Consider the following 20219-nt stretch of genomic DNA (forward strand, 5'->3'; position numbering starts at 1 on the left):
CCACTGATTGCACCGTGAGTCGCTGATGTCCGGATTTGTTGGCGTGGTGGCGGTGTCGGATGGTGGGCGCGCGGCACGGCCAACTCGCTGGCGGGCATGCCGAATCGGCGCATCGGGTATTCCGCGGAATGGCTGGATCCGGGCGCTCGGACGACATGCCGCACGGCCGTGAACCCTCGGCGCGTGGTCAGTCGCTGAATGGTATCTCACCTGGTGGCAAGGGGTTTCTCGGGGAATTCAGGCTGATAACGAATGGCAATCTTTCCTTGACGTCATGCGGGCCACAGAGTTGACTTCCGGCCACCTCGGCCGTGACATCGCGGCCTCGTCAGGGAGGTCACCCCCAACATGCATGCAATGCCGCGCCGTGTCGTCATCGCCACTGTCGCCGCCCTTTCCATGACCGCGTCCCTCGCGGCCTGCGGATCGGGAGGCGACGGAGGCGGCGAGAGCACGGCGGAGAAGATCGGGTCGCTGCGCATCGGCCTGCTTCTGCCCGACGACCATACGGCGCGGTTCGAGGCTTATGACAGACCTCTGATCACCGAACGCATCAAGGACCTGTGTGCCGAGTGCACGGTCGAGTACGCCAACGCGAAGGCGGACCCGAAGCTTCAGCAGCAGCAGGTCGACACGATGATCGAGAAGGAGGTCGACGCGATCATCCTTGACGCGGTGGACTCCGAGTCGATCGCCGGCGCGGTGAAGAAGGCCGACGACGCCGGCATCCCGGTCGTCGCCTACGACCGGCTCGCCCACGGCCCGCTCTCCGGCTACACCTCCTTCGACAACGAGGACGTCGGCAAGATCCAGGCCAAGGCGCTGCTGAAGGAGATCGGCAGCAAGGCGAGCCAGGGCGAGATCGTCATGCTCAACGGCTGGGACGCCGACCCCAACTCCGCCATGTTCAAGAAGGGCGCGCTCTCCGTCCTGGAGGGCAAGGTCAAGATCGGCAAGTCGTACGACGTGGACCGCTGGCTCCCGCAGCAGGCCGGCAAGGACATGGCCGAGGCGATCAGCCTGCTGGGCAAGAGCCGGATCGTGGGCGTCTACTCGGCCAACGACGGCATGGCCGGCGGCGCGATCACCGCGCTCAAGAACAGCGGCTTCACCACGCTGCCCCCGGTCACCGGGCAGGACGCCGAACTCGCCGGCGTTCAGCGCGTGCTCAGCGGGGAGCAGTCCATGACCATCTACAAGCCGTTCGACCCCGAGGCGACGGCCGCCGCCGAGATGGCGCTCGCCCTGGGCCGTGGCGAGGAGGTGGCCGTCTCCGCGACCGTCGACAGCCCGACGAACAAGGACATTCCGGCTCAGCTGATCACGCCCATCCTGCTGACCAAGGACAACATCAAGGACACCGTCGTCAAGGACGGGATGCTGAAGGTCAGCGACATCTGCACCGCCGCGTACGCGACCGCCTGCAAGCAGGCGGGCCTGCGCTGACGAGGCCCGCCGGCCCGCACACGGACGACGTGCGGGCCGGCGGGTCACGCCCGACGGTCGGGTCCACGCCCCGGGCGTCCGCGGTGTCGGCGGATCAGTGGCCGTGGAGGCGGCGTTCCAGGTAGATGCCGGTGAACACCGCGACCTTGGCCCGCAGCACCCAGGGGTCGAAGGGCTTGCCGATGTAGTCGACGGCTCCGGCCGCGTAGCCGCGCGCGGAGTGCTCGGGATCGGTGCCCATGGCGGTGAGGAAGATGATCGGCACGTCCCGGGTGCGGGGGCGACGCTTGATGTGCGCGGCGGTCTCATAACCGTCCATGTCGGGCATCTGGACGTCCATGATGATCACCGCGAAGTCGTCGTGGTGCAGCAGCGCCTTGAGCGCCTCCCCGCCGGACGAGACGGTGACGAGCTCCTGGTCGAGCGTCGACAGCACGGCCGTCATCGCCAGCAGGTTGTCGGCCTGGTCGTCCACGATCAGGATCCTGGGCATGCGCTGCGGCGGACGGGCCGCGCCGCCGGACAGGACGGCGGTCTGCTGCACCTTCTCGATCGTCTCCAGCTGCCGTTCGAGGAGCTCGCAGCGTGCCTCGGCCTCGTCGCGCTGCTTGTGCGCCGCGAGCAGCTCCGCCGACAGCCGTGCCACCTCGTCCTGCAGCGTGTCCCGTTCGCGCAGCAGTTCCGAGACGTCGGGGCGGCCCGACGCCAGCAGGTCCGCGCGTTCCCGCTCGGCGTTCCACGCGGCTTCGAGCTGGCTCAGCCGCACCTCCAGGTCCGCGATGCGGTGCTTGCGGTCCAGCAGCGCGTCGCCCAGCACGTCGCCGCGGGCCGTGGAGCGGCGCGAGACCCGGTCGGCGTCGGCCAGTTGCTGCTCCAGGACCTCCACGGCGTGCTTGGGTGAGGTGCTCGTCGTCACTGCGGCGCGATGCAGCGCCCGTACCAGCTCGATGGCCTCGGGGGTGGCGGCGGTGCCCCGGTGCTCGGCGAGATCCGTGAACAGGTCCATGACCGCCTCCCAGGGAGGGACGCGGCTGCCGCTCAGATATCGCGAGAACGTCCCGGGGTCCCGACTGCGGCGTGCCGCGTACCGCCGGACCGAGACGCCCAGCCCGTCGAACAGCTCCCGCAGCGCCTGAGCCAGGGCCCGGGACTCCTGGGTCAGATCCTCCGCCAGCGGCCTCAGTTCACCCACGGCCGTCCCCGGCTTCCACATCGGCCCGGGGGAGCTGTCGCGCCTCGGTGTCCTCGGCCGCGACGAGCCGGTCGAAGAACGGCACCGCGAGGCCGGCGGCCGCCAGGCCGCACAGCGCGCCGCGCGCCGCTCCGTCACCCGCGAGCGTGGCCAACACGCCGGCTGCCACGCCCGCGAGGGCGGCGAGCAGCAGCACGAGTGTCGCTCTCAGCGACAGCAGTGAACGGTCCATCTCAACTCTCTCCTTCGCCCCCGGCCGGCTTCCGGCGCGCGGGCCGCACCGCCCTCCGGGCCTTTCGCCGAAGGGTGAGTCACAGCATGGAGGGTGACCGGACCGTTGCGCTGGGCAACGGTCGGATCGGCAACGTTGGCCGTTGTTGCCACCGGGCGGGTGGGTGGGCGCAACGCCCCTGTCCCCGCGGCGCCCGCGCCGACGGCGGGCGTAGCCTCGTATCCGGGACACGAGCGACGCGCGGGGCACGGCGCGTGACCGAAGTCTTCGGGAGGTGTGCGCACATGGCCGAAGTGGAACTGTCGGCGGGCACGATCGAGTACGAGGACACCGGGGGAGACGGGCCCGTCGTCGTCCTGCTGCACGGGGTCGCCATGGACGGCACCCTGTGGCGTCATGTGGTCGCCGAACTGCGCGCCGACTTCCGGTGCGTGGTGCCCACGTTGCCGCTGGGCGGACACCGGCGGCCCATGCGGCCCGACGCGGACCTGTCGGTGCTGGGAGTGGCCCGGCTGGTCGCCGAGTTCCTGGACCGGCTCGAACTGCGGGACGTCACCCTGGTGATGAGCGACTGGGGCGGGGCGCAGGCCCTGGTCGCGGACGGACGGGCCGGCCGTGTCGGGCGCCTGGTCATCACCTCCTGCGAGGCCTTCGACAACTTCCCGCCCGGCCTGCCGGGGCGCAATCTGTACGCCTCGGCCAAGCTGCCCGGCGGCATCCGGGTGGCCTTCGCGCTGCTGCGCTTCCCCCCGATGCGGCGACTGCCCATGACTTGGGGATGGATGACCAGGCGGCCGGTGCCGCGCGAGGTGATGAACGCGTGGTTCCGGCCGCTGTGGACCTCCCGCGCGATCCGCCGCGACCTGCGCCGTTACGTCCTCGGTGTGCCGGCGCGCGACGAACTGCTCGGCTGGGCGGAGCGGTTGGCGGACTTCACGGGCCCGGCGCTGGTCGTGTGGGCCGCCGAGGACCGGGTGATGCCGCCGGAGCACGGCCGCCGGCTGGCCGCCCTGCTGCCCCGCGGCGCATACGTCGAGATCGCCGACAGCTACACCCTCATCCCCGAGGACCAGCCCCGCCGACTCGCGGCCCACCTCCGTACGTTCCTCGCCGACGCCCGAGCGTAGACCCGGCGCCGGGCCGGCGGGGCCGGTGCCCGCAAACGCCCCGGCCGCCCGCCACACGCCGTACGACCGTCTCCGCGCGGGCCGCACGACCGTCTCCGCACGGGCCGGGCGAAGGCGGTCGCTCCCCGCCCGGCCGCGCCGTTCAGGCCGGCAGGTCCGCCAGACGGCGGCGGTCCAGCGGCGAGGAGCGCCGGTCCAGCCGCCGCTCCAGGACCCGTCGGGCGGAGTCGCAGTGGCCGGCCGCGACCAGGGCGTACAGCAGGGTCTCCTCGACGACCTCGCGCTGGGCCGCACTACCGCCGACCCGCGGCAGCGCGGGCAGCACCCCGCGCAGCCGCCGCACCGCGACCGACCAGCGCTCCTCCAACACCGCCTCCAGCGCCTCGCACAGCGGCGCGACCACCTCGCGCTGGACCGGGTCGGCCTGCGCCGTGTGGGCGCGCAGCCGACGCAGGGCGGGCAGGTCGCCGGCGGCGGTGAGGGCGAAGGCGCCGTGCAGGGCGGTGAAGGCGGTCGCCGGCCGCTCCACCATGTCGCGGGCGACCGCGCCCAGCACGTCGTCCACCGGGACCCGGCCGGTCCAGTTGCGGGTCATCCGGGCCCGCCACAGCAGCGAACCCGAGTCGATCAGGGCCCGTACGCCGCGCACCCGGGCCGGGGCCAGCTGGGCGAACCAGCGCCGGCGCACCGCCGCCGGATCGTCGAGGGCCAGCTCGTGCAGGGCCGCGTGCCAGGAGAAGTGCGCCCGGTGCACCGCGCCGCGGCCCTGACCGGTGAGCCACTCGTCGAGCCAGTCGCGGCCCGCGCGGTGCGCACCGGACTCGTAGTGGACATGGGCCAGCGCGTGCACCGCGTGACCGGAGGCCGGCTCGGCGGCCAGCGCCTGCCGCGCCAGATCGCCCGCCTCCTCGAAACGCCCCTCCTCCTGGTGGAGGAAGGAGAGCAGCGAGGTGTGGAACCAGTGGCCGTCGTAGGCGGCCGCGGTGGACTCCAGCAGCCGGCGCGCCAACTCGCCGTCCAGGTCGCTGACCCCGGAGAAGGCGATGGTGGGGACGGCGGCGCTGAGCGCCAGGGCGTCACCCGGATGGCGGCCCAGATGGTCCATCAGGGCGGTGTCGCCGTCGCCCGCCCCGACCCGGCGGGCCACGACGTCGACGAAGGAGCGCTCCCGGTCGTCGCCGCGCTCGGCCGCGCTGCGCCGCGCGTCGGCGAGCGCCCGCTGGGTGTCGACCTCCACCCCGCACTCGTGGCCGAGCAGGGCCAGCGCGGCGTGTCCGAGGGCGAAGCCGGGGTCGAGCTCGACGGCCCGGGCGAACGCCTCCGCCGCCCCCGCGCGGACCGTGACGACCCGCGCCAGTCCGCTGCGGTAGGCGGCCGCCGCCGCGGCGTGGGTGGACAGCGGCAGCCCGAACTGGTCGGCCGGGCGACGGCGGGCGGTCGACGCCGGCCCGGACAGCGGCGCCAGCAGCGCCTCGGTGACCGCCCGTGCCTGGACCCGCAGCTCGGGGATGGCGGTGGTCTCCCACAGCTCGCCGCGCCGGGGCGCGCCGAGCGTGAACAGCGGGCGCTCCGCGCGGCCTTCCGCGTCGCGCAGCCGCCCGTCCTCGGTGGCCACCCCGATGCCCAGCGGGCCGGGCACCGCGAGTCCCGCGGCGAGCAGCCCGCCCCACAGGGGATCGCCCGAGCCGTCGGCGCGCAGCCCGGGTCCGGTGCAGTCCACCACCCAGCTCACCCGCAGCGAACGGCCGTCGGCGAGGCCGACGTCGAGCCGCGCGTCGTCGAGCCGTCCGCCGCCGTCGGTGTCGTCCGCGCCCAGGCGCCGTACGGACGCCACCCGGCCCGCGTGGACCCGCAGCCGGCGGGCGGCGCGGGCCCGGCCGAGGGCCTCCGCGGTGGTCGGGGCCATCCGGTGTCGATGCACGTTCCACGCGGTGGCGTCCCGGCCCAGGAACTCCGCCCGCTCGTCGTCGCTCAGCCCCTGCCACAGGCCCACGGTGACCGAGCGCAGCCCGTCCAACGCCGGCCGCCAGTCGCCGTGCTCGCGCAGCGCCGCGAGCAGATGGCGGCGGACGGCGGTGCGGAGCCGCGGCAGCGGCAGCCCGGACAGCCCCGGCGGAGGCGGCACCGGCGGCAGCGGGGCCACGGCGTGCGGCCGGGGCAGCAGCCCGCTGCGGGACAGGGCGTGCACCGTGCGCCCGGGGCGGTCGAGGGTCAGTGCCAGGTCGACCGCGGTGAGCCCGGCGCCGACCAGCAACACATCCCCGTCGTCCTCGCGGACCGCGTCCAGCGCGCCCGGCGCCCAGGGGCGGTCGATGAAGCGGTCCTGGCCGCGCAGCCCCTCCGGCGCCCAGCCGGCGGTTCCGGCGGCGGGCCCGGTGGCCAGCACCACGGCGTCGGCCGAGACGCCGGTGCCGTCCGCGAGGTCGAGCACGGCCCCGCCGGCGCTCGGCCAGGCGCACCCCACCGCCTTCGTCCGCAGCCGGCGTACGGCGACGACGCCCCGCGCCCTGATGATCGCCTGGCCGAGGGTGTCGGCGAGATAGGCGCCGTAGCGGTAGCGGGTGGCGAAGTCGCCGGCGGTGACGGTCGGTTCGCCGTGGCGACAGAGCCACCGCAGGAAGTGCCCGGGGTCGTCCGGGTAACAACTCATCCCGCCGACCGGAACGTTGAGCCGGTGGCGCGGGTCTTCGGTGGCGTAGGCGGTGCCGCGCCCCGCCTCCCCGGCCGGGTCGATCAGGACCAGCTCGAGCGGGGTGCGCCGCCGGGCCGCGGCCTCGCAGAGCTGGAGGGCGACGAGCGCGCCGGCCGCACCCGCGCCGACGACGGCCACGGTTGATCGAGATCGAGAGCGAGCGAGGACCACGGACAAACCTCCGGCTCCGGCACACGGGTGCACGATGTACTTCACTATTTCGATGAACAACCTGCAATGGGCACCATACTGGCGTCGACGCGACGGTGCGTCATCACCCCCTCGCTGTGGGCCACATGGCGTCCCGTCGCGGGACGGCCCCGTACGCTGAACGGCCGCCACGTCGGCGGGCGGCTCCGGTGACGGGAAGGGGCGGCCCCGGCGCTCGGGCGGGAGGGCCCGCGTCTGGAGGGGAGGGCCCGGCGCTCGGACGGGAGGCCCGGTGCCCGGACGGGACGGCTCCGCCGTCGCCGTGAGACAGTTGAGGCCGTGAGGATCTCAGCAAGAACGGACTACGCCGTACGGGCGATGGCGGAGCTCGCGGGCTCTCCCGACCGGCCGCTGAAGTCGGAGGACATCGCGACCCGTCAGGACATCCCGCTGCGCTTTCTGTTCGTGGTGCTCAGCGAGTTGCGCCGAGCCGGGCTGGTCCGCAGTCTGCGCGGCCCCGACGGGGGCTACGAGCTGAGTCGGCCCTCGGAGGAGATCACCCTCGCCGACGTCATCCGCGCCGTCGACGGCCCGCTCGCCAGCGTGCGCGACCTGCGGCTCACCGGGCTGGAATACCCCGGGGCGGCAGCCGCCCTCCCCGACGTCTGGCGCGCGGTGCGCACCAGCCTGCGGCAGGTCCTGGAGGGCACCACACTGGCCGACCTGGCCGCGGGCACGCTGCCGCGGCTGGTCGCCGAGCGCGTCCAGGAGTACAACGACAACGTCCGCGCGTACCCGCCGTTTCCCACCCGGCGGTGACGGCCCCCGGCGGAAATGTCCCGACGGCGCCCGCCCTGCCCGTGCCCGCGCCCGTCGGCGCCCGCCCCCCCGGGGGGCGGCCCCCGGCAGTGAGGTTCCGGCGGCGCCGGCCCCCGGCGGTGACGGTCGCCACAGGACGGCAGCGGCGGTGTCCGTCTCCGGTGGTGAGCGGCCCGTCGGTGGCGGTCGGTCACACCTTGCGGTAGCCGTACGCCTCCTCGGCCGCCGCCACGACGGCCTCCAGGTCCGCGCCGGCCGAGGCGGCGACGACCGCCGCGACCGTGCCCTCCAGGAAGGGAGCGTCCACCAGGCGTGCCCCCTCGGGCAGTTCCTCGTCCTCGGCGAGGAGCGCCTTCACGGTCAGCACCGCGCTGCCCAGGTCGACCAGGAGGGCGACGCCCGCGCCCCGGTCGACGGCGTGGGCCGCCCGGGCGATCAGCTCCGCACTGGTGCCCACCTCGCCGTCGGCGGTGCCGCCGGCGGCCGCGACGGGCGCCGTGGCCCCACCGCCGGCCAGGGCCGTGGCCATGCGCGCCACCGACTCGGCGACCTGGGCGCTGTGCGAGACCAACACCACTCCGACCGACTGCCGTTCGTCGCTCATCCGGCCACCTCCGCCAAGGTCGTGAAGATGAGCGCCGAGGAGGTGGCGCCCGGGTCCTGGTGGCCGATGCTGCGCTCGCCCAGATAGCTGGCCCGGCCCTTGCGGGCCCGCAACGGCACGGTGGCCACGGCCCCCTTCCCGGCCGCGTCCGCGCCGGCCGCGAAGGAGTCGTCGAGCGCGTCGACCGCCGGGACCAGCACGTCCAGCATCGTCTTGTCGCCGGGCACGGCACCGCCCAGTTGGGCCACCGCGTCCACCCCCGTCCGCAGGGCCTCCCGCAGCCGCTCGCGGTCCACCTCCTCCGCGTCGCCGAGCGCCTTGCCCGCGCGCCGCAGCAGCGTCCCGTACAGCGGGCCCGACGCGCCACCGACCGTGGAGACCAACTGACGCCCGGCCAGCACGAGCACGGCGCCCGGGGTGGCCGGCGCGTCCGTGTCGAGCGCGGCGGACACGGCTCGGAAGCCACGCAGCATGTTGCTGCCGTGGTCCGCGTCGCCGATCGCCGCGTCCAGGTCGGTGAGCCGGTCGGCCTCCCGCTCCACGGCTGCCGCCAGCGCGGTCAGCCAGCGGCGGAAGAACGCGGCGTCGAGTACGGGGTCGCTGCCGGGCGGCGCCACGGGCATCCTCCTCGGTCGGTCGGTCGGTCGGGTGGGCGGTCGTTCGGTCGGGTGGGCGGTCGGGCCGACGGTCGGTCGGGCGGGCGACGGGCGACGGGGCGCGTGCGAGGTCGCGCCCTGCGGTACGGGCCGGGCCCGGGGTACGCGGCCGGGCGGGGCGCGCGGTCGGCTTCAGCGGCCCCAGCGCAGGGCGGGGGTGGACACCGGCGCGTCCCACAGGCGCAGCAGTTCCTCGTCCAGCTGGCACACCGTCACCGAGGCGCCGGCCATGTCCAGCGAGGTGACGTAGTTACCGACGAGGGTGCGGGCCACCGGGACGCCCCGCTCGCCCAGGACCCGGTGCACCTCCGCGTTGAAGCCGTACAGCTCCAGCAGCGGAGTGCCGCCCATCCCGTTGACCAGCAGCAGCACCGGACTGTCCGGCTGGAGATCGTCGAGCACGGCGTCCATCGCGAGGTCGGCGATCTCACGGGAGGTCATCGTCCCGCGTCGCTCCCGCCCCGGCTCGCCGTGGATGCCCACACCGAGCTCCAGCTCACCGGGCGGCAGCTCGAAGGTGGGGCCGCCCTTGGCCGGGGTGGAACAGGCGCTGAGGGCCACCCCGAAGCTGCGCGAGGACGCGTTGACCTGCCGGGCGACGGCCTCCACCCGCTCCAGCGGCGCCCCCTCCTCCGCCGCCGCGCCCGCGATCTTCTCGACGAAGAGCGTCGCCCCGGTGCCGCGCCGGCCGGCCGTGTAGAGGCTGTCGGTCACCGCCACGTCGTCGTTGACGAGCACCTTGGCGACCTGCACCCCCTCGTCCTCGGCGAGTTCGGCGGCCATGTCGAAGTTGAGGACGTCACCCGTGTAGTTCTTCACCACGAACAGCACGCCCTTGCCGCTGTCCACGGCCGCCGCCGCCCGCACCATCTGGTCAGGAACGGGTGAGGTGAACACCTCCCCGGGGCAGGCCGCGTCCAGCATCCCGGGCCCCACGAACCCGGCGTGCAGCGGCTCGTGCCCCGAGCCGCCGCCCGACACCAGCGCGACCTTCCCGGGCACCGGCGCGTCCCGGCGCACCACCACCCGGTTGCCGACGTCCACGGTCAGCTCGGGGTGTGCGGCGGCCAGCCCGCGCAGCGCGTCGGCGACGACCGTCTCGGCCACGTTGATGAGCATCTTCACGGGCACCTCCGCGTCAGGGCGAGCGCATGTGGCTACATCGTCTCCATCTTGTAGTACCGCCATGCCTCCGGTGCCTCCGCCACGATGATCGCGATCGTCGCGACCGCCAGCACACAGGTCGCGGCGCGTACGACGCCCGCGGGGATGAAGATTCCGTTCCTCATTGGGACCTCACCTCCTCTCCGGTGCGGTCGAGCAGGTCGGCCAGGAGCTTCTCGACGAGCGGTACGGCCTCGTCGACGGCGCGCCGGACGGGTTCGCTGAGCCCCACCTGGACGTCCGGCTCCTCGCCGGTCATCCGGACCTCCGGCTCGCAGCCGACGACCAGGACCCGCGGCAGCGGTCCCTCGCTCAGATGCCGGGCCAGCGCGAGCACCCGCACCGGGTCCATGGCGTGGGTCTCGGGCGCCGCGTCGGCGATCTCCCGGAGGTCCGGCTCGATGACGAAGAGCGTGCCGGGGGCGGCGCCGCGCGGGGCGGCGTCGACGAAGACGACGGTGTCCCAGCCCTCCAGCATCCGATACGCGAGGTCCATGCCCCGGATGCCGAAGTCGGCGACGCGCACGCCCTCGGGGAGGGGCCGACGGCCCAGTGCCTGGGCGACCTCGCAGCCGAAGCCGTCGTCGGCGAGGAAGACGTTGCCGATCCCGGCGACCAGGATCCGGGCCGGCGGTGTCGCCGGCCGGTCGCCCGGCAGGGGCTCCACCTCCTCGGGGGAGAAGTAGAAGTGGTGGGCGACCTGACCCCGGCTGGCGCCGAAGTCCCGTCCCGGGTCGCCCTCCAGCACCACGACCACGTGCGGGTTGCCCTCGAGGTCCTCCTCGACCCGGTCGACTTCGCCGATCCGGCCGTCCAGCGCCAGATCGAACAGGTCGCTGCCGCACGAGGGGCGGAGCCGCACCCGGCTGCCGCGACGCAGCCCGGTCACGGCGCCCGATCCGGTCACCCCGTCCGATCCGGACACGACGTCCGCTCCGAGCACGGCTCCGTGCACGGCTCCGGTGTCGATCACGGCTCCGGCATCGGTCACGGTCCCGGCATCGGTCACGGTCCCGGCATCGGTCACGGCTCCCGTCTCCGTCACGGGTCCTCGCTGTGTCACGCGTCCTCCAGGGTCCGGAACTCGCGGATGGTGCCGTGCAGCGCGCCCAGTTCCTCGGGGGAGAGCCGGGCGCAGCGGTCGAGGATCTCCCGGGCCCTGGGATCGCAGGCGCGGGCCTCCTCCTGCTCCTCCTCGGTCAGGCTGAGCACGTTGAGGATGAGGAGCTGGTCGATCTCCCCGCCGTCGAACAGGTCGCCGGGGCTCTCCGGGGCCACGGCGGGGAAGTCGCACAGCGTCACGGGGGAGGCGAGGACGGTGTGCGCGGCGGGCGCACCGTCGGCCGCCTCGCCCGCCGAGGCTCCGCCCGCCCGGTCCGGGCCCACCAGCACCGGCCAGCCGCCCAGGTTCTCGCAGGACGCGGCGGCCGCGCGCAGCCGGTCGGGCGGGTCGGCGAGGGAGCGGAACAGCGCGGTGTCGCCGTGCAACACGGTGTGGGTGGAGACGAAGGCGTACGCCGCCGCCTTGTCGCGCGCCGCGCGGTCGGCGGGGTCGGGGGCGGGGCAGGGGGTGTGGTTCTCGATCCGTACGGTCAGCCGGTGGCTGCCCTCGGCGACCGGTTCGGTGGACACCTCCACGAGCCCCGCCAGCCGGCGCCAGGTGCGCACCACCGCGCCACCCGGGAGGGGTTCGGTGTCGCGGCCCTCGGGGACGTCGATGGCGGCGACGACCGGGGGGCCGGCCAGCCGCGCGCTGACGACGACCTCGCGTTCGGTGGCCTCCTGCCAGCTGACGTGGCGTTCCCCGGCCACCGTCAGCTCGTCCACCGGCTCGGGGCCGTCGGGCCCGTCGCGCATCACGGTGCGGTCCACGACGTGCAGAAAGCGGACCCGAGCGCTGATCGTCGCGCCGTCGGGGGCGTCGACCAGCACCTCGGTGCGCGCCAGGCCGCGCTCGCCCAGCGCCTCGGCGTGGTCCCGTGGGAAGACGCCGCCGAAGATCCACCGCTTGGTGTTCTTCAGCGCGGACCTGCGGTACGGCCACAGCAGATAGCCCTCGTACAGACAGGCCGTGGTGATCTTCTCGATGGCGTCGTCGACGGCGTTCATGGGGCTCCGGAGTGGTCGAGCAGATGGCGTACGGCGGCGTCGGGGCTGCCGAGCACCTGGCGGGCGCGGTGGTCGTCGAGCCGGTCGAAGGTCTCCCGGGAGAGCCGCAGCCAGGTGCCGCCCGCGGAGTAGCGGTCCGTCAGCTCGTGCCACAGCGCGGCGGGCAGCGGGAAGGACGCGTCCTTGGACCAGGAGATCCGGGCCGTGCGCAACAGCCCCTCGGGGGAGCGGAAGAAGACCGTGCCGCTGAAGAGGAAGTCGAGTGGCACCTCCCCGTCGCGGACGGCGCGCAGGTACTTGGTGACGGCCAGTTCGGTGTCGTAGCCGCACTCCACGGTCAGCTCGGTGGTGGTGCGGTCGGCGAAGGCGGGCACCTGGGTGGTGGTGCGGGTCCAGGCCAGCGGGTGCAGCGAGCCGCCCCACCGCTCGGGCACGCCGAACAACTCGGTGAGCGCGCGCCGCGCCGCGGCGTCGTAGCGGCGGCGGGCCACGTCGATGCGGATCGCCGTGGTCAGCGTGATGGAGCTGACCGGCCCGCCGCCACCGCGGGCGATCTCCACACCGAACCGCAGCGTGGGCAGGGCGGCGAAGCGCTCCGCCGCGACGCCGGTGACCGCGAAGGTCAGGTCGGGCGCCGCGGCGAGGGCCACGGCCGTCGGCACGCTCGCCGTCACGCCGGCGAGAGGTTCGGCATGTCGGGCAGGATCGGGTCGTGCTTCCCGGCATTGATGCCGGTGGACCGGCGGGCCGTGGAGCGGTCGTCGGGCCGGTGGCCGGGGTGGCGGCTGGTCGGCCAGTGTCCCGGCTCGTTGCCCTGCCGGACCCCGACGATGTGCGCCGCCTTGTCCGGTCGTACGTCGGGCTTGCCTACGGAGATACCCATGACGCCTCCTGGGGGGTGGGTCGTGGACCGGGGTCCGGCCCGGTGGCCGGTCCGGTGCTCGGTTCGCCGGCCGGTTCGCCGGGGAGCTCGCCGGCCAGCTCGCTGAAGAAGGTGTCGACATGCCGCCACACCTCGGGGCCCCCGCCCAGTCCCTTCCAGTGTGCGCGCACCACCGCCACCAGGCGGTAGCAGTCGTCCAGCGGCACCAGCCAGTGCTCCCGGGCGCCGCCGGCCCGGTGGACCAGCAGCGCCTCGACGTCGTCGGCCAGCTCCGGCAGCGCCGGGTGGGCGCGGGTGAGCTCCCGCCAACTGTCCGGGTGCACCGTGGCGCGCAGCGTGCCCAGGGGGCTGGGATAGCCGGCCGTGACCTCGCCGGTCGCCCCGCTGCGGACGAAGAACGCCAGGTCGACCGGGATGCCGAGACCGGCCCACAGCACCTCGTCGATGGCGCAGCCGTCCAGCCGCCGCCGCTCCCGCGGCACCAGTCGATAGCTGGCCCCGCCCGCCGCCCTGCGGTCGAACAGCAGGGCGCAGGCCCGGCAGGCGCACCGCACGGCCGCGGCGGACAGGTCCAGCAGATGGCGGTGGTCCGGCGGGAGCGGTTCCGCGCACAGGTCGCAGCGCTCCCGCCCGTCCGGCCCGGTGACGGGGTCGGGCGCGGCGCGCGCGGCGGCCTGCCGGGCGATCCTCCGCAGCCGGCTCACCCGGCCTCCCGACCCACGGGCGCACGGTCGCCGGTTCGGCCCGGGAAGAGCGCCTCCACCGGGATGAGGGCCTGCGGGGCCTGGGCGGCGGGGGCGGTCTCGACCTCCACCCGCTCGATCTCGGGGGCGCGGGCCGCGATCGCGTCCCGTACCGCCTGCTCCGGGGAGGCGGCCGGGCCGGAGCCGCAGCCGCAGCCGCCGCCCGGCGCCTCCCGCAGCCGGATCCGGACCAGGCCGGCGGAGAGCTCCAGCACCTCGGGCTCGCCGGGCAGTCCGGCCAGCGCCTGCCGGACCCGGTCGGCGACCGGGTCCGGGTGCAGGTCGTGGACGAGCAGCAGATGGCCGACGAGCTCGTCGGCCGCCAGCCGCCGCACCAGCTCGGCGTCGTCCGCCACCTGGGCCATGACCCTCGCCAGGCACTCGCCGTAGAGCGCGACCAGGCCCTCCACCGCCTCGCCGGCGCGCGCCGCCGAGACGCCGTCCGGCAGGGCCTCCAGGCCCGCCAACCGCTCCTCGGCGCGCGTCACCCGATCGCGCGCGTACGCGTCGTCCCACGGCATGTCGGCCCCGCTCAGGCCATCGCGCCGAAGGTCGGCGAGTGGGTCTGTTGGAGGGTACGGCCGCCGCCGAGGTACATGTGCACACCGCACGGCAGACACGGGTCGAAGCTGCGCACGGTGCGCATGATGTCGATGCCCTTGAAGTTCTCCCGGCTGTTCTCCTCGAAGATCGGGCAGCCCTGGACGGCGTCCTCGTACGGCCCCGGGGTGCCGTAGGAGTCACGGGGGCTGGCGTTCCACGGGGTCGGCGGGTAGGGGTGGTAGTTGGCGATCTTGCCGTCGCGGATGACCAGGTGGTGGGAGAGCACCCCGCGCACCGCCTCGTGGAAGCCCACGCCGATGGCCTCCTTGGGGACCGAGAACTCCTGGAAGACCTTGGTGCGTCCGGCCCGGACCTCGTTCAGCGCCTGCTCGACGAAGTGCAGCGCCATGCCGGCGGCGTAGGCGACGAAGTACATCCGGGCCCGGTTGCGCTCGATGGTGTTGGGGAAGGCCGGCGGCGTCCACTCCAGGGTGACCTCCGGGGAGGAGGGCGTCCTGGGCAGGTCGATCTCGACGCTGTGCCCGGTGGAGCGGACGTAGGGGGTGCGGACCTTGCCGGCCAGCGCCGTCGCCCACAGGCGGGCGATCGGCCCGCCGCCGGTGTCCAGGGCCAGATGGTCGCCGGTGCGCTTGTCGTACCACCGGGGGCTCATCACCCAGCTGTACTTGCCGCCGTTGAGGTCGCGCTTCTGCGGGGCGGGCAGGGTGGTCTGGTTCCACGGGTGGCGCCGGTCCACCGGGTTGCCCAGCGGGTCCTTGTCGACGAAGACCTCCTCTTCCTCCCAGTCCTCGTAGTACGAGCTGCCGAGCAGGATCCGCATGCCGAGGTTGATGTCGACGAGATCGGTGGTGACGAGCTCGTTGTCGACGACGATGCCGGGGGTGACGAACATGGAGTTGCCCCACTCGCTCATCGTCCGGTAGTCGTAGTCGACGACGTCCGGGTTCTGGAAGGCGCCCCAGCAGCCCAGCAGGGTGCGCCGGCGGCCCACCTCCTCGTAGCCGGGCAGCGCCTCGTAGAAGAAGTCGAAGACGTCGTCGTTCATGGCCACGGCGCGCTTGACGAAGTCCAGGCAGCGCGTCAGCCGCACCAGGTAGTCGGTGAAGACCTGCGGGGTGGCGACGGTGCCGACGCCGCCGGGGTAGAGCGTGGAGGGGTGCACATGGCGGCCCTCCATCAGGCAGATCATCTCGCGGGTGAGCCGGCTCATCACCAGCGCTTCCTTGTAGGTGGACCCCTCGAAGGGGTTGTAGGAGCGCATGATGTCGGCGATGGTCATCATCCCGTGGGCGGCGGCGCGCGGCGCGGCGGTGTGCTCGGCGCGGTCCAGGACGCCCGGGTTGGTCTCCTTGACCATGCGTTCGCAGTAGTCGACGAAGACCATGTTGTCCTGGAAGATCGTGTGGTCGAACATGTACTCGGCGGCCTCGCCGAGGTTGATGATCCAGTCCGCCAGCGGCGGCGGCTTGATGCCGTAGGCCATGTTCTGCGCGTACACCGAGCAGGTGGCGTGGTTGTCGCCGCAGATGCCGCAGATGCGGCTGGTGATGAAGTGCGCGTCGCGCGGGTCCTTGCCCTTCATGAAGACGCTGTAGCCGCGGAAGATGGACGAGGTGGAGCGGCACTCGACGACTTCGCGGTTGGAAAAGTCGATCTTCGTATAGATGCCCAGGTTGCCGACGATCCTGGTGATCGGGTCGAACGCGACCTCGGTGAGGGTGCGCTGCTCGGGCGGGGCGGTCTGGAACGTCGTCACAGCGGCTCCTTGAGCTCCTGGTCGGAGGTCGTCGGCGGGCGTGTCGGGGCTGGGCTGGGTGGGGCGTGGGCTGCGGCCGCCCCGGGCGCGTCGGGTGTCGGCACCTGGGGGCCGGGCCGCCCGGCCGGGGCCGGTGCGGTGTCCAAGGGCGGGTCAGCGCTTGGGCCAGCGGGGGGCGAACCCGGAGGTCAACTCCTCGCGGTTGTGGCGCCACTTGGGTTCGCGGTTGGCGGCGCGGTTGGTGATGGCGCGCAGCGAACGCACCAGGGGGCCGTAGGTGGTGCCCAGCAGCCCCGAGGAGAGGGAGCCGCCGGGGGGTTCGTCCATGAAGGGCATGAACTTGTCGGGGAAGCCGGGCATGGTGCAGCCGATGCAGATGCCGCCCACGTTGGGGCAGCCGCCGACGCCGTCCATCCAGCCGCGCTTGGTGACGTTGCAGTTGACCACGGGACCCCAGCAGCCGACCTTCACCTGGCACTTGGGCGAGTTGTAGTCCTTGGCGAAGTCGCCCTGCTCGTAGTACGCGGCGCGGTCACAGCCCTCGTGCACGGTCTTGCCGAACAGCCACGTCGGCCGCAACTGCTCGTCCAGCGGGATCGGCGGCGCCATCCCGGCCGCCTGGTACAGCAGCCAGGTCAGCGTCTCCATGAAGTTGTCGGGCTGGACGGGGCAGCCGGGGACGTTGACGATCGGCAGCCCGCCGGCCGACCGGAAGTCCCAGCCCAGGTAGTCGGCGAGTCCCATGCAGCCGGTCGGGTTGCCGGCCATGGCGTGGATGCCGCCGTAGGTGGCACAGGTGCCGATGGCCACCACGGCGTACGCCTTGGGCGCCAGCCGGTCGATCCAGGTGTTGAGGGTGATCGGCTCCCCGGTCTCCGGGTCGTTGCCCATCGAGGTCCAGTAGCCGTCGCCGTTGATCCGCTCATTGGGGATCGAGCCCTCCACGACCAGCACGAAGGGTGCGCCCAGCTCGTCGGCGGCGGCCTGGTGGAAGGGGCGGGTGAAGTCGTCGGCGCTCTCGTAGGCCAGCACCTTGTTGTGCAGGTGCACCTTGGGCAGCCCGGGGATCGCCCCCAGGACCACGTCCTCCAGGCTGGGCAGTGAGGCGGCGGTCACCGAGACGGTGTCGCCGTCACAACTCATGCCCTCCGAGGTCCACAGGATGTGCACCTCTTCGACGGCGGTGTCAGTGGGGGCGCTGGGCGCCTGCGTGGCGGGGCTCACGGCGCCCTCCTTTCCGTACGGGCCGGCGCGGTGACGGACGGACCGCGCGCCCGGTGGGGGCCGGGGCGGGCGTGTCCGGTGTCTCGGGGTATCTGCCAACGAAGGCTTACATGTCGGATAATCCGCTACAACTCAGACACACGGTGACGAGTGAATCGCGCGGTCAGATGCTCCGGGGTCCGCACCGGCCGTTCCCTGGTCACGAAGGCCCGTCGGAGCGCGTGGTACGGCGCCCCCGGATCCTGGAAGGTGCGCCGCATCCTCTCCAGTTCCGCGTTCCGGTACTCCCGCAGCGGCCGCTCGGCCTCGTCGCGCTCCCGCGCGGCCTTCTTCTGGGCGATCCGCGCCCGCAGCCCGGCCGACCGCGCGAGGTGTGCGGCCAGTCGGGTGACGTCCGCCGTGAACGACCCGGGACCGCTCTCCAGGACCCGGTCGACCAAGCCCATCCGCTCCGCGGCCGCCGCGCTCACCGGCAACGCGTCCCGCGTCAGCCGCTCCGCCCGGGCCGCCCCCACCCGCCGCGGCAGCGTGTAGGTCCAGTACTCCGACCCGTACAGCCCCATGAGCCGGTAGTGCGGATTGAGCACCGCCCCGGACCGACACCACACCTCGTCCGCGGCCAGCGCCAGCATCGCCCCGCCCGCCGCCGCGTTGCCGCCCAGCGCGGCCACCACCAGCCGGTCCGTGGTGGTGAGCACCGCCTCCACCAGGGCGTCCATGGCCAGGATGTTGGCCCAGGACTCGGCGGCCGGGTCCGGGGCCGCCTCGATGACCCCCAGGTGGATGCCGTTGGAGAAGAAGTCACGCGCGCCGCCGAGCACCAGCACCTCGGTCGGTCGAGTGCGGGCGAAGGTGTAGCCGGCCAGCAGCCGGCGGCACTGGTCGGTGCTCATCGCCCCACCGGGGAAGGAGAAGCGCAGAAAGCCGACCGCGCCCTCCTCCGCGTACCAGACGTCCGTCCAGGTCCGCCGGGTGTGCCGCCCGCCCGACGGCCACAGCCCGGCCGGCAGCTCGGGCACCGGCGGCAGCCGTTCGCCCAGCGCGTGCACGGCCGGCAGCCGGTACGTGCCCGGCCCGCCCGGCCGCCGCGCCGGGCGCAGCTCCGGGATCCACACCGCGCCGTCGACGGTCGCCCGGCAGATCGCCCCGTGCCGGGTGGCGAGCACCCACCCCGGCCGGCCGTGCAGCCGGTCCTCCGGGTGTCCGCCGTGCAGATACCACTCGCCGCCGAGGAAGGCGTCCCGCACCCCGGGCCGCGAGTCGGCCGCGCGCAGCTTCCGCAGCACCGCCTCGGTCGGCTCCCGCTCCCAGTCGATCCGCCGCTCCTCCTGGCGCAGATACGGGCGGACGGCATGGCCCCCGTCCGCGTCCGGCGGCTGCGGCGTGGGGCGGAAGCCGCCGGCGGCGAAGCGCTCGACGGCGGTCGACACCGCCTCCAGCGCGGCGTCGGCCACCTCGCCCCGGTACAGGTCGCTCTTGCCGACGCCAGGCGGCACCGTGAACGACGCCGACGCCCACACCGGCCCCGCGTCCCACGCCGCCTCGGCCTGAAGGACCGTCACCCCCCACCGCTCCACGCCCTCCTGTAGGGCCCGGTCCAGGGCCGAGGGCCCCCGGTCGCCCGGCGGCCCCGGATGCACGACCAGGCACGGCCGCGCCGCGCAGACGTCGTCCGGGATCGCCGTGGTCAGCATCGGCGCCACCACCAGGTCCGGCACATGCCGGCGCAGCGCCTCCCGCACCGACTCCTCACCCAGCGCCAACTCCACCGCCACCCGGTGGCCCCGGTCCGAGAGCTCCGCGAACACCCGCTGGGTCAGGCTGTTGAACGCGCTCGCCAGAAGCAGGATCACCATGCCGGCGATGCTCCCCCCGGCCTCCCGCCGGGCGCCGGATCCCGGCCGGGACGCGCCCGGTGCCGCCCCCGGTTTGGTCCGGGCGGGCGAAGCCGACCGTAGGGCCTCGCCGTCCACGGGGTCGGCGCCGCCGCCGGACCGCCGGGGTGAGCGAGCCGGGGCAGAGAGCTGGCGGAGAAGGCGAGGCCGGGGTTGGGCCGGCCGGGCGTGCCGTTTGGGCCGGGAGAGGGGAAACGGCGGCCCTCGGCGATCGTCCGGGGCGAGCGCCCGCCGCCGGTCCCTAGCGTGGTGGACCGTGCATGAACTGTCGATCGCGATGGCCGTCGTCGAGGGCGTCGAGGAGGCCGCCCGAGAACACGGCGCCGACTCGGTCGAGTCGGTGCGGCTGCGCGTCGGCGAGCTCGCCGGAGTGGTCCCCGACGCGCTGCGGTTCTCGTTCGAACTGGCCACCCGGGGCACCCTGCTGGACGGCGCCGAGCTGCTGATCGAGGAGGTTCCCGCGCGCGCCCGCTGCACCGGCTGCGAAGCGGAGTTCGCCGTCGGCTCCCCGCCTCGACTGGCCTGCCCGCGGTGCGCGCACTCCACTACGGAGCTGCTCACCGGCCGCGAGCTGGAACTGGCCGCCGTACGGCTCGCCGAGCCGGCCGCGTCGCCGCCAGCGCCGCCCGCCCCCCAGCAGGCCGTGGCCGTTTCCGCGAGCGAGAGCGCCCCGGCGGCGACCGCGCGGACGGAGACGGCGCGGGCCGAGACCGTCCGGACCGAGACCGTGTCGGCGGAGACCGCGCGGACCGGCGCCGCGCAGGCCGAGACGGCGCTTGCCGGGACCGCGGGTACGGAGACCCCGCCAGCGGAGACTGCGGGTAAGGCGACCGCGCGGGCCGAGACCGGGCAGGCCGGGCCGGCGCATGCCGAGGCCGCGGGTACGGAGACCGTGCCGGGGGTGACCGCGCGGACGGAGACGGAGCGGACGGCGACCGCGCGGGCCGAGACCGGGCAGGCCGG

Annotated in this window: 19 protein-coding genes and 1 pseudogene; 4 read left to right on the top strand and 16 right to left on the bottom strand. The window is 74.1% G+C overall.

Annotation, left to right across the window (positions count from 1 at the left end; genetic code table 11):
- The first annotated feature begins 348 nt into the window (after nucleotides 1-348).
- Nucleotides 349-1446, top strand: a complete 1098-nt coding sequence (locus CD790_RS09710; protein WP_144382625.1) for a sugar ABC transporter substrate-binding protein — start codon at nucleotides 349-351, stop codon at nucleotides 1444-1446.
- A gap of 94 nt (nucleotides 1447-1540) precedes the next feature.
- Here CD790_RS09710 and CD790_RS09715 read toward each other — a convergent pair whose 3' ends face one another.
- Both CD790_RS09715 and CD790_RS09720 read right to left on the bottom strand, forming a co-directional pair.
- Nucleotides 1541-2638 carry a PleD family two-component system response regulator gene (locus CD790_RS09715; RefSeq protein WP_144382626.1) on the bottom strand — a complete coding sequence of 366 codons (1098 nt, stop codon included), beginning with the start codon at nucleotides 2636-2638 and terminating at the stop codon, nucleotides 1541-1543.
- Nucleotides 2631-2870, bottom strand: a complete 240-nt coding sequence (locus CD790_RS09720) for a hypothetical protein (RefSeq protein ID WP_144382627.1) — start codon at nucleotides 2868-2870, stop codon at nucleotides 2631-2633. The genes CD790_RS09715 and CD790_RS09720 overlap by 8 nt, the downstream gene beginning before the upstream one ends.
- Before the next feature lie 284 nt (nucleotides 2871-3154).
- On the opposite strand from CD790_RS09720, the gene CD790_RS09725 reads away from it, so the two are divergent.
- Entirely contained in the window at nucleotides 3155-3997 is an 843-nt protein-coding gene (locus tag CD790_RS09725; protein WP_144382628.1) for an alpha/beta fold hydrolase, read from the top strand.
- Nucleotides 3998-4139: 142 nt separating this feature from the next.
- Here CD790_RS09725 and CD790_RS09730 read toward each other — a convergent pair whose 3' ends face one another.
- A complete protein-coding gene (locus tag CD790_RS09730) occupies nucleotides 4140-6827 on the bottom strand; it encodes an FAD/NAD(P)-binding protein (RefSeq protein WP_144382629.1) in 2688 nt (895 codons plus the stop codon).
- 351 nt (nucleotides 6828-7178) lie between these two features.
- On the opposite strand from CD790_RS09730, the gene CD790_RS09735 reads away from it, so the two are divergent.
- Nucleotides 7179-7658, top strand: coding sequence for an Rrf2 family transcriptional regulator (locus CD790_RS09735; protein ID WP_144382630.1), 480 nt, complete (start codon nucleotides 7179-7181; stop codon nucleotides 7656-7658).
- Between the two features lie 190 nt (nucleotides 7659-7848).
- On the opposite strand, the gene CD790_RS09740 is transcribed toward CD790_RS09735, so the two are convergent.
- The 13 genes from CD790_RS09740 to CD790_RS09795 all read right to left on the bottom strand — a co-directional run bounded on the left by CD790_RS09740 (nucleotide 7849) and on the right by CD790_RS09795 (nucleotide 19217).
- Nucleotides 7849-8262, bottom strand: coding sequence for a PTS-dependent dihydroxyacetone kinase phosphotransferase subunit DhaM (locus CD790_RS09740; RefSeq protein WP_144382631.1), 414 nt, complete (start codon nucleotides 8260-8262; stop codon nucleotides 7849-7851).
- Entirely contained in the window at nucleotides 8259-8885 is a 627-nt protein-coding gene (gene dhaL / locus CD790_RS09745) for a dihydroxyacetone kinase subunit DhaL (RefSeq protein ID WP_144382632.1), read from the bottom strand. The genes CD790_RS09740 and dhaL overlap by 4 nt, the downstream gene beginning before the upstream one ends.
- 165 nt (nucleotides 8886-9050) lie before the next feature.
- A complete protein-coding gene (dhaK, locus tag CD790_RS09750) occupies nucleotides 9051-10043 on the bottom strand; it encodes a dihydroxyacetone kinase subunit DhaK (RefSeq protein ID WP_144382633.1) in 993 nt (330 codons plus the stop codon).
- 32 nt (nucleotides 10044-10075) lie between these two features.
- Entirely contained in the window at nucleotides 10076-10207 is a 132-nt protein-coding gene (locus tag CD790_RS35645) for a hypothetical protein (RefSeq protein WP_260867446.1), read from the bottom strand.
- Nucleotides 10204-11109 (bottom strand): hydrogenase maturation protease, encoded by a 906-nt coding sequence (locus CD790_RS35650; protein WP_260867447.1) that lies wholly within the window; start codon nucleotides 11107-11109, stop codon nucleotides 10204-10206. Before CD790_RS35650 ends, CD790_RS35645 begins: the two co-directional genes overlap by 4 nt.
- A gap of 32 nt (nucleotides 11110-11141) precedes the next feature.
- Nucleotides 11142-12191 carry a hypothetical protein gene (locus tag CD790_RS09760; protein ID WP_144382634.1) on the bottom strand — a complete coding sequence of 350 codons (1050 nt, stop codon included), beginning with the start codon at nucleotides 12189-12191 and terminating at the stop codon, nucleotides 11142-11144.
- Complete coding sequence (locus CD790_RS09765; protein WP_222108229.1) at nucleotides 12188-12865, bottom strand: DUF6084 family protein; 678 nt, start codon at nucleotides 12863-12865, stop codon at nucleotides 12188-12190. Before CD790_RS09765 ends, CD790_RS09760 begins: the two co-directional genes overlap by 4 nt.
- Nucleotides 12862-13074 carry a hypothetical protein gene (locus CD790_RS09770; RefSeq protein WP_144382635.1) on the bottom strand — a complete coding sequence of 71 codons (213 nt, stop codon included), beginning with the start codon at nucleotides 13072-13074 and terminating at the stop codon, nucleotides 12862-12864. Before CD790_RS09770 ends, CD790_RS09765 begins: the two co-directional genes overlap by 4 nt.
- Nucleotides 13059-13778 (bottom strand): DUF5947 family protein, encoded by a 720-nt coding sequence (locus CD790_RS09775; RefSeq protein WP_186318943.1) that lies wholly within the window; start codon nucleotides 13776-13778, stop codon nucleotides 13059-13061. The genes CD790_RS09770 and CD790_RS09775 overlap by 16 nt, the downstream gene beginning before the upstream one ends.
- On the bottom strand, nucleotides 13775-14338 hold the full coding sequence (locus tag CD790_RS09780; RefSeq protein WP_144382636.1) for a nitrogen fixation protein NifU: 564 nt from the start codon (nucleotides 14336-14338) through the stop codon (nucleotides 13775-13777). The genes CD790_RS09775 and CD790_RS09780 overlap by 4 nt, the downstream gene beginning before the upstream one ends.
- 11 nt (nucleotides 14339-14349) lie before the next feature.
- The gene (locus CD790_RS09785) at nucleotides 14350-16137 is read right to left on the bottom strand and encodes a nickel-dependent hydrogenase large subunit (RefSeq protein ID WP_144382637.1); all 1788 of its coding nucleotides are present in this window, start codon (nucleotides 16135-16137) and stop codon (nucleotides 14350-14352) included.
- A 153-nt stretch (nucleotides 16138-16290) separates the two neighbouring features.
- Nucleotides 16291-17280, bottom strand: coding sequence for a hydrogenase expression protein HypE (locus CD790_RS09790; protein WP_186318961.1), 990 nt, complete (start codon nucleotides 17278-17280; stop codon nucleotides 16291-16293).
- A gap of 206 nt (nucleotides 17281-17486) precedes the next feature.
- Nucleotides 17487-19217, bottom strand: a complete 1731-nt coding sequence (locus CD790_RS09795) for an enoyl-CoA hydratase-related protein (RefSeq protein ID WP_144382639.1) — start codon at nucleotides 19215-19217, stop codon at nucleotides 17487-17489.
- A 295-nt stretch (nucleotides 19218-19512) separates the two neighbouring features.
- Between CD790_RS09795 and hypA the strand changes: the two are divergent.
- Nucleotides 19513-19875 (top strand): annotated as a pseudogene (gene hypA, locus CD790_RS35150) (hydrogenase maturation nickel metallochaperone HypA); the annotation flags it as partial.
- Nucleotides 19876-20219 lie beyond the last annotated feature (344 nt).

The organism is Streptomyces sp. SAJ15, assembly GCF_007595705.1.
Taxonomy (GTDB): domain Bacteria; phylum Actinomycetota; class Actinomycetes; order Streptomycetales; family Streptomycetaceae; genus Streptomyces.